Origin of the sequence: Microlunatus endophyticus, assembly GCF_014646195.1 — a bacterium.
GTDB lineage: Bacteria > Actinomycetota > Actinomycetes > Propionibacteriales > Propionibacteriaceae > Microlunatus > Microlunatus endophyticus.
On sequence record NZ_BMMZ01000029.1, the window covers coordinates 1 to 945 of the forward strand.

Here is a 945-nt window from a genome sequence, read left to right on the forward strand (position 1 = left end):
TGGTCGGGCCGGTAGACGCTGGCCATGTCGAAGCGCCGTCTGGTCGTCAGTGCTGTTCTTGCCGGGTCCTCGCAGTCGGAGGTGGCACGTCGTTACGGTGTCTCCCAGGGGTGGATCTCCAGGCTGATGGCCCGCTACCGGGTCGAGGGGGAGTCAGCGTTCGAGCCGGGTTCGCGCCGGCCGCGTTCCTCACCGACCGCGACCGACCCGCTGACGGTGGAGTTGATCACGACGCTGCGCAAGCGACTGGTCGAGCAGGGCCTGGACGCGGGCGCGGACACCATCAGGTGGCATCTGGCCCAGCATCACAAGATCACCATCTCCCGGGCCAGCATCCACCGGATCCTGACCCGCAATGGTCAGGTCACCCCGGACCCGGCGAAACGGCCGAAATCCTCCTACATCCGGTTCCAGGCCGACCAGCCCAACGAGTGCTGGCAGTCAGACTTCACCCACTATCCACTCCACCGACCCGGTGACACTCCTGGCCGGCCCACCGGCCCGGACACCGAGATCGTCAGCTGGCTGGACGACCACTCCCGATACGCCCTGCACGTGTCGGCCCATCCCCGCATCACCGGCCCAATCGTGGCCGACACCTTCATCGAAACCACCAGCAGGCATGGGAATCCGGCCTCGGTGCTGACCGACAACGGTCTCGTCTACACCACCCGGTTCGCCCGCGGTCACGGCTACAAACACCCCGGCACACACAGCGGCCGGGACGGACAACGCAACGGCCTTGAACAACTCCTACGGACCCGCAACATCATCCAGAAGAACTCCCGACCATCCCACCCCACCACCTGCGGCAAGATCGAACGATTCCAACAGACCCTGAAGAAGTGGCTGCGGGCCCAACCCGACCAACCCACCACCATCGACCAGCTCCAGACCCTGATCAACCGATTCGTCGACCTCTACAACCACCACCGCCCCCACCGA

At 65.5% G+C, this 945-nt stretch carries 1 protein-coding gene; it reads left to right on the plus strand.

The genetic code is table 11. From position 1 onward, the window contains the following. Positions 1-24 precede the first annotated feature (24 nt). Positions 25-945 (plus strand): integrase core domain-containing protein (locus IEY07_RS23960; RefSeq protein ID WP_188898715.1); only part of this gene is annotated, 921 nt, incomplete at its 3' end.